Annotated in this window: 5 protein-coding genes; all 5 read right to left on the minus strand. The window is 64.8% G+C overall.

The features are described 5' to 3' along the window. Positions 1-34 precede the first annotated feature (34 nt). Entirely contained in the window at positions 35-1,828 is a 1,794-nt protein-coding gene (locus OEX18_13455) for an acyl-CoA dehydrogenase family protein (protein ID MDH4338273.1), read from the minus strand. A 26-nt stretch (positions 1,829-1,854) separates the two neighbouring features. Continuing rightward, on the minus strand, positions 1,855-2,586 hold the full coding sequence (locus OEX18_13460; protein ID MDH4338274.1) for a hypothetical protein: 732 nt from the start codon (positions 2,584-2,586) through the stop codon (positions 1,855-1,857). A 24-nt stretch (positions 2,587-2,610) separates the two neighbouring features. Further along, complete coding sequence (locus tag OEX18_13465) at positions 2,611-3,789, minus strand: acetyl-CoA C-acyltransferase (protein MDH4338275.1); 1,179 nt, start codon at positions 3,787-3,789, stop codon at positions 2,611-2,613. A 7-nt stretch (positions 3,790-3,796) separates the two neighbouring features. Next, a complete protein-coding gene (locus OEX18_13470) occupies positions 3,797-5,212 on the minus strand; it encodes a sulfatase-like hydrolase/transferase (protein MDH4338276.1) in 1,416 nt (471 codons plus the stop codon). Next, a partial coding sequence (locus OEX18_13475; protein MDH4338277.1) for a 3-hydroxyacyl-CoA dehydrogenase family protein occupies positions 5,209-6,882 on the minus strand: 1,674 nt, incomplete at its 5' end. The genes OEX18_13475 and OEX18_13470, both read right to left, overlap by 4 nt.

The raw sequence follows: 6,882 nt of genomic DNA on the forward strand, positions 1-6,882 counted from the left end.
TGAATATGAAGATCGCGCGCTGGCGTCCAGCCCCCTACAGCTCCCACTTGCCTTTTTCCGTGAAGCCCTTCGCGATTTCTTCGCGGAGGTGGATCGAGTCGATGGGGGTGTACTTGGTCAGGCGCCGCGATGCGGCCAGCATGGTGCGCAGTTCGTCGCCCTCGGCGCACGCCGCAAGGAGTTCGCGCGCCCACAGGTCCAGGCGGCCCATGGCCTCGTTGACGTACAGGCGCGTCATGGCGATGTGCGGCTTGCACGCGTCTTCGCCGCTCGCCGCCACCAGCTTCATCGTGCGCAGGTAGGAACTCTCCATGCCGTACGTCTCGATGAAGATGTCCGCGATGTCGCCCAGCACCTGCTGTTCCTGCTCCACCTTGGCACCGAACTTCTGCGCCGCCACGCCCAGCGCGAGCAGCGAGAGCTTCTTGGCGTTGTCGATGAGGCCCTTCTCCACCGACAGGAGCGTTGCCTCTTCATCGTCACCCAGCGACGGCATCCCTTCCAGCAGCTCTTCGGAGAGCTTCTTCGCCGCCGCCAGGAGCGGCAGCTCGCCCTTCACCGAGCGCTTCAGCAGGTTGCCGGTGAGCAGCATGCGGTTGATCTCGTTGGTGCCCTCGTAGATGCGCGCCACGCGCGAGTCGCGGTAGTGGCGCTCGGCCGGGTAATCCGCAATGAACCCGTAACCGCCGAAGATCTGCACCGTCTCGTCCACCACGTAGTCCAGCATCTCGCTGCCTTTGATCTTCATGATGGAGCACTCGGCCACGTACTCCTCGATGCCCGCCATGCTCTTCTGCGCATAGTCGGGGTCGTCCTTGGGCACGTTGGCGAGAATGCCGTCCATGAGGCCGGCGGTGCGGTACGACATGCTCTCCACCGCGTACATGCGGCTGGCCATGTTGGCAATCTTGGCCTGGATCATGCCGAAACTCGATATGGGCTTGCCGAACTGGTGGCGCTCGTTGGCGTACTTGATGGCGTCGTCAAAGGCGATCTTCGCCGCACCCACGCAACCCACACCCAGCTTGAAGCGCCCCACGTTCAAGATGTTGAACGCAATCTTGTGGCCTTTGCCGATCTCGCCCAGCAGGTTCTCCACCGGCACCTTGACGTTCTCCATGAACACCTGCACGGTGCTGGAGCCCTTGATACCCATCTTCTTCTCTTCCAGGCCGGTCTTGAGCCCCTCGTAGCCGCGCTCCAGGATGAACGCGGAGAACTTGTCGCCGTCCACCTTGGCGAACACGATGAACACGTCGGCAAAACCGCCGTTGGTAATGAACACCTTGTCGCCGTTCAAGACGTAGTGCTTGCCGTCCTTGGAGAGGTCGGCGCGCGTGCGCGCGGCCAGCGCATCCGAGCCGCTGCCCGGCTCGGTGAGCGCGTAGCAGCTCATGAGGTCGGCGGTGGCGATGGGTGCCAGGTACTTCTGCTTCTGCGCGTCGGTGCCGAACAGAATGAGCGGCAGGGTGCCGATGCCGGCGTGTCCGCCGTAGGTGGTGGCAAAGGCGCCGCCGCGCGAAATAGCCTCGATGACGGCCATGCTGGTGGCCTTGTCCAGCCCCAGGCCGCCGTAGGCCTCGGGGATATCGATCATGAGCAGACCGAGTTCGCCCGCCTTTTTCAAGAGCGCCACCATGGCACCCTCTTCCTTGGCCTCGGTCTTCTCGATGTTAGGGAGCACCTCGTTGTTGACGAAGTCGTCCGCGGTCTTCACGAACATCTTCTGTTCGTCGCTGAAGTCCTCGGGGGTGAAAATGTCCGCCGGGTTGGTCCCCTCGACGAGAAAGCTCCCACCCTTGCGAATGCTTGTGCTGTCTGTCTTCATGATCGATATCCCCTTTGCCAATTCCGCTATATCCTGCCCGTCAGGTATAGGACGCAGTTGGCGGCCAGTTGGTACAGCTTCTGATCGTCCGCTAACGGGTAGTCGTTGATACCGATGATCCGTTTGTTGGGATTGATGGCCACACCCTCGATGCCGCCGCTGAACATGCACAGCGATGTCGCCCCTGCCTGCAGCGTCGGGTATGAGAGAGTGGTCAGCGTGGACCGCACATAGTTGGGAACGTCGACGCCCACAAAAATCGGGTGAAGCGGGAACGTCAGCGAGCTCTGGTCGATGGCGCGCGCGGTCGCGTCGAGGGAACTGGCGGTGGTCACGTACGGCATGTACGCGGGATCAATCATCCTGCCGCCGGTGAAGCCCCAGCTGGTGGTCATGCAGGTCTGCAGGAGCACCAGCTTACCCCCCTGGTCGACATAGTCGGCCAGGCGGTCGCCAAACGCATCCCGGTCGACGGGCGCGTTGTTGTGATAGACAATCGATGCGCTGAAGCTCTTCAGCACCGACATCGGCGGAATCGAGTCGATGACATTGATGTAATTGATCGACGAACCGGGCGGCAGCGCCGATGCAATGCGAACCGACTTGGCCACGATTCCGGCATCGGCCCCCAGCACCAGCACCTTGACTGGCTGCGGGACGCCGGCCGGTCCGGCCGGGCCCACGGCGCCATCGTCTCCACTGCACGAGGCCATCACGGCCACCATCATCATCAGAAGCAATATTGAGATCCGCTTCATTCGTTCTCCTTCGGGGTCAAGGGTCTACGCTTTCTGGAATACACCTGCGGCGCCCATGCCGCCGCCGATGCACATCGTCACGATGCCGTATTCCACACCACGGCGACCCATTTCGTAAAGAAGAGATGTGGTGAGTTTGGCGCCGGTGCATCCCAGCGGGTGTCCCAGGGCGATGGCGCCCCCGTTGACGTTGAGCTTCCCGTCGGGGATGCCCAGGTTCCGCGCCACGTAGACCCCCTGCGAAGCGAATGCCTCGTTCAGTTCGATGAGCCCGATGTCGTCCAGCGCGAGGTCGGCCAGCGCCAGCGCCTTCGGCACGGCAAGCGTGGGGCCGATGCCCATCAACTCGGGCTCGACCCCGGCGGTGGCATACGCCACCAGCTTCCCCAGCGCCGATGCGTTGAGATCCGCCATGACCTCCTCGGACACCACCACCACCGCGCTCGCGCCGTCGCTCATCTGCGAGGAGTTGCCCGCGGTCACGCTGCCGCCCATGCGAAACGCCGGCTTCAACGAGGCCAGCGCCTCCGCCGACGTGTCGGCGCGCACGCCTTCGTCGGCGTCGAACACGATTTCGCGGCTCTCCAGCTTGTTCTTTGCGTTGATGCTCTTCTGCACCACGGTAACCGGAACGATCTCGTCCTTGAAGTGGCCTTCCTTGATGGCCGCCGCCGCGCGCTGGTGCGAACGCAGTGCAAACGCATCCTGATCGGCGCGCGAAACCTCGTACTTCTCCGCGACGTTCTCGGCCGTGTTGCCCATGCTGACGTACGCACCCGGCATGTCACCGATGAGCGCGGGATCCGGCGAGGGCTTGTTGCCGCCCATGGGGATCATGCTCATGCTCTCAACGCCGCCCGCCACGATGATCTCCGCCTCGCCCAGGCGGATGCGCGCGGTGGCCTGCGCGATGGCCTCGAGTCCCGACGCGCAGAAGCGGTTGACCGTGACACCGGTGGTGGTGATGGGCAGCCCGGCGCGCAAGAGCGCCAGCCGCGCCACATTCAGGCCCTGCTCGCCCTCGGGCATGGCGCAACCCAGCACCACGTCCTCGACCCGCGCCGGGTCCAGCCCCTTCACGCGCGCCACGGCCTCCTTGATGACCAGGGCCGCGAGTTCATCCGGGCGCGTGTTGCGCAACGCGCCCTTGAAGGCCTTGCCCACGGGCGTGCGCACGGCGGAGATAATGTATGCGTCTCTCATGTCTACCTCAGTTGATATAGCCCAGAGACCGCAGCAACTCCAGTGCCTCGCGGTCGCTGCTCTCGAACATGAAGTGTTCCTTGTTCTCACCCATCTTCTCGTACGACTTGACCAGCACACCCATCATCTGGCGCTGCAGGTTCGCCTGCGTCTCCGCCAGATTGTTCTCCTCGGCGGGATCCTTTGCCAGATTGTACAGCTCCACGCTGTGGCTCTCGTTCCAGATGAGCTTGTGCGCCGGCGCGCGCAGACAGCGCATGCGGTAGTCGATGGACTCCCAGTCGTAACCGGGGTGCTTCGACTGCAGCAGCTTGATGCCCATCAGGGGGCGTTCGTTGCCGGCGATGACGAACTCCAGCGGCTCGCGCTTCTCGTTGGCGAGACTCGCCGTCCGGGCATGGAACGACGGTGCAGCCTCGGACACCCCGCACAGGTCCACGATGGTGGGCGCCACGTCCACCAGGCTCACCAGCATGTCAGAACGCGCTCCCGGCGCGAACACGCGCGGGTAGCGGATCACGAGCGGCACGTGCAGCGCGGGGTCGTACATGGTGCTGATGTGGTCCAGCTTGCCGTGCTCGCCCAGGTGCTCGCCGTGATCAGACACCACGATAACGATGGTGTCGTCCAGTACGCCGGCGCGCTGCAGCGCGTCGATCACGCGCCCCACCAGCGCGTCCGCCCACGCCACCTCACCGTCGTACAGGTCACTGAGAATAGCGAAGTCGGTCTCGTCCAGCGGCGTCTCGCCCACCAGGTGGCTCCACCCGGAGGTGATCTGTGCCAGCTCTTCCACGCGCTTCATGTCGTAGCCCTTGCGCAGGAACTCGCCCACGTACGGCGCCGCGGGCCGGTACGGCATGTGGGTGCCGTTGAGGTTGGCGAAGAGAAAGAAGGGGCGGTCGCCCTGCGCCGCCGATGCGATCCACGGCTCCAGCCGCCCCACCGTCATGTCCTCCATGGAAACCGCGTGCTGGGAACGATCCTGGTTCTCCGTGCGCCACATCTCGAGGTACTCCTGAAAGCCCTGCGCGAATCCGCGCTCGCCCGACACCCAGCTGTTGCAGACGAATCCCGCCGTGCGGTAGCCGGCCCCGCCCAGCACCTCCGCCACCGTGAGCGCGTCGTCGGGCAGGTGCAGCGTCTCCGACGTCGCCCCCACCTGCACCGGGTGCAGGCCGGTGAGCAACGAGGCGTGCGACGGCAGCGTCCAGAAGCAGGTGGCGTAGGCGTGCGTAAACAGCACCCCCTGCTGCGCCAGCGCGTCGATGCGAGGCGAGGTGTTGCGCGCGTAGCCCATGCACGAGAGCCGGTCGCCACGCAGTGTGTCGAGCACGATGAGCACCACGTTGGGCTTGTGTGCCCGTCCGCAACCACCCAGCGCCACGCAGGCCGCGACGAGTATCAGCAGGAATCGCCTCAATTGCGCAGCGGCTTCCCTTCCTTGAGCATGAACTGCATGCGCTCCAGCGTTTTCTTTGTGCCGCACAGCTTCAGAAACACCTCGCGCTCCAGTTGCAGCAGGTACGACTCGCTGACCTTGGTCCCCGCCGGCACCTCGCCGCCGCAGATGATGCGCGCGAGCTGGGTGCCGATGTGCTCGTCGTACTCGGAGATGTAGCGGCCTTCGCGCATGTTGTAGAGCGACGCCTTCATGGCCGCAATGCCGCCCTCGCCCGCCACCGGGATCTCGCGCACCGGGTCCGGCGGCTGGTAGCCGCGGCGCGCCAGCGCGAGCGCGGTGACCTTGGCCGCGTGCAGCAGGCGATCCGGGTTCATGCAGACCGAATCCCCGCCGTGCAGAATCTTCAAGCCGAAGGCCTCCTCGGCGCTGGTCGACACCTTCGCCAGCCCGATGGCCTCGAACGCCGCGCGCGCCGCCGGGAACACGTCGATGCCTTCCACGTTGGGAAGCGCGTCCACGTTACGCATCACCAGTTCCTTGCAGCCGCCACCCGCGGGAATCAACCCCACGCCCACCTCCACCAGTCCGATGTACGTCTCGGCACTCGCCACCGCGTGCTGCGCACCCAGCACCACCTCGCAACCGCCGCCCAGCGTCATTCCGAACGGTGCAGCCACCACCGGCTTGCGGCAGTACTTGAGCGCCATCGTCGCCTTCTGGAACTGGCGCACCGAGAGATCGATCTCCTCCCAGTTGCCCTCGCGCGCCTCCAGCAGGATCAGCATGAGGTTGGCACCCACCGAGAAGTTGCTGCCGTGGTTGCCGATCACCAGCGCCTCGAAGTTCGCCTCGGTTTCCTTCACACCCGCCATGATCATTGAGATGATGTCGGTGCCGATGGCGTTCATCTTGGAATGGAACTCCAGGCACAGCGCGCCGTCGCCAATGTCCACCAGGCTCGCGCCCGCGTTCTTCTTGACCACCTTGCCCTGCGCCTTCAGAGCCGCAAGGTCGATGAAGCCGGGAATTTCCTCCAGCTCGCGGTACTTGCCGGCGGAGAACTGCAGCGTGTGGGCCGCGTCCTCGCGCTGGTAGAACGACCTGGACGGGCTCTTGAGCACCTCGTCCACCACCGGCGGAATGGTCATGCCCTCGGCGCGCATGCGCGTCACCGTGGCCTCCACCCCCACCGCATCCCACAGTTCGAACGGCCCCATGTCCCAGCCAAAGCCCCAGCGCATGGCGCGGTCGATGGAGGCCACGTCGTCAGAAACCTCACCCAGCCGTGCCGCGCTGTACAGGAACGTCTCCGCGAGGAGCTTCCACACAAACGCACCCGCGCGATCCCTGGCTGCCATGAGAACGCGCACGCGCTCGCCGAGATTCTCGATGGGCTTGGCGAGTTCGAGAGAGCCGAATTTGGCCGACTGCCGCGCGCGGTAGTCCATGGTGGCGGGATCCAGGGTGAGGATCTGCGAGCCGCCCTCGCCCTTGACCTTCTTGTAGAAACCCTGCCCCGTCTTGTCGCCCAGCATCTTGCCCGCCAGCATCTTCTGCATCAGATCGGGCGCCTTGAAGTAGTCGCGCTTTTCATCGCTGGTGGCGCGGTCGTACACCGTGGTGGAGGCGTGTACCAGCGTGTCCAGCCCCACCAGGTCCGCGGTGCGCAGGGTAGCGCTCTTGGGGCG

The sequence above is a fragment of the Candidatus Krumholzibacteriia bacterium genome, from assembly GCA_029865265.1.
Lineage (GTDB): Bacteria > Krumholzibacteriota > Krumholzibacteriia > WVZY01 > JAKEHA01 > JAKEHA01.

Bases quoted from the DNA above. Each gene is read 5' to 3' on its own strand.
- OEX18_13455 (MDH4338273.1), bottom strand. From the start codon at position 1,828: ATGAAGACAGACAGCACAAGCATTCGCAAGGGTGGGAGCTTTCTCGTC.
- OEX18_13460 (MDH4338274.1), bottom strand. From the start codon at position 2,586: ATGAAGCGGATCTCAATATTGCTTCTGATGATGATGGTGGCCGTGATG.
- OEX18_13465 (MDH4338275.1), bottom strand. From the start codon at position 3,789: ATGAGAGACGCATACATTATCTCCGCCGTGCGCACGCCCGTGGGCAAG.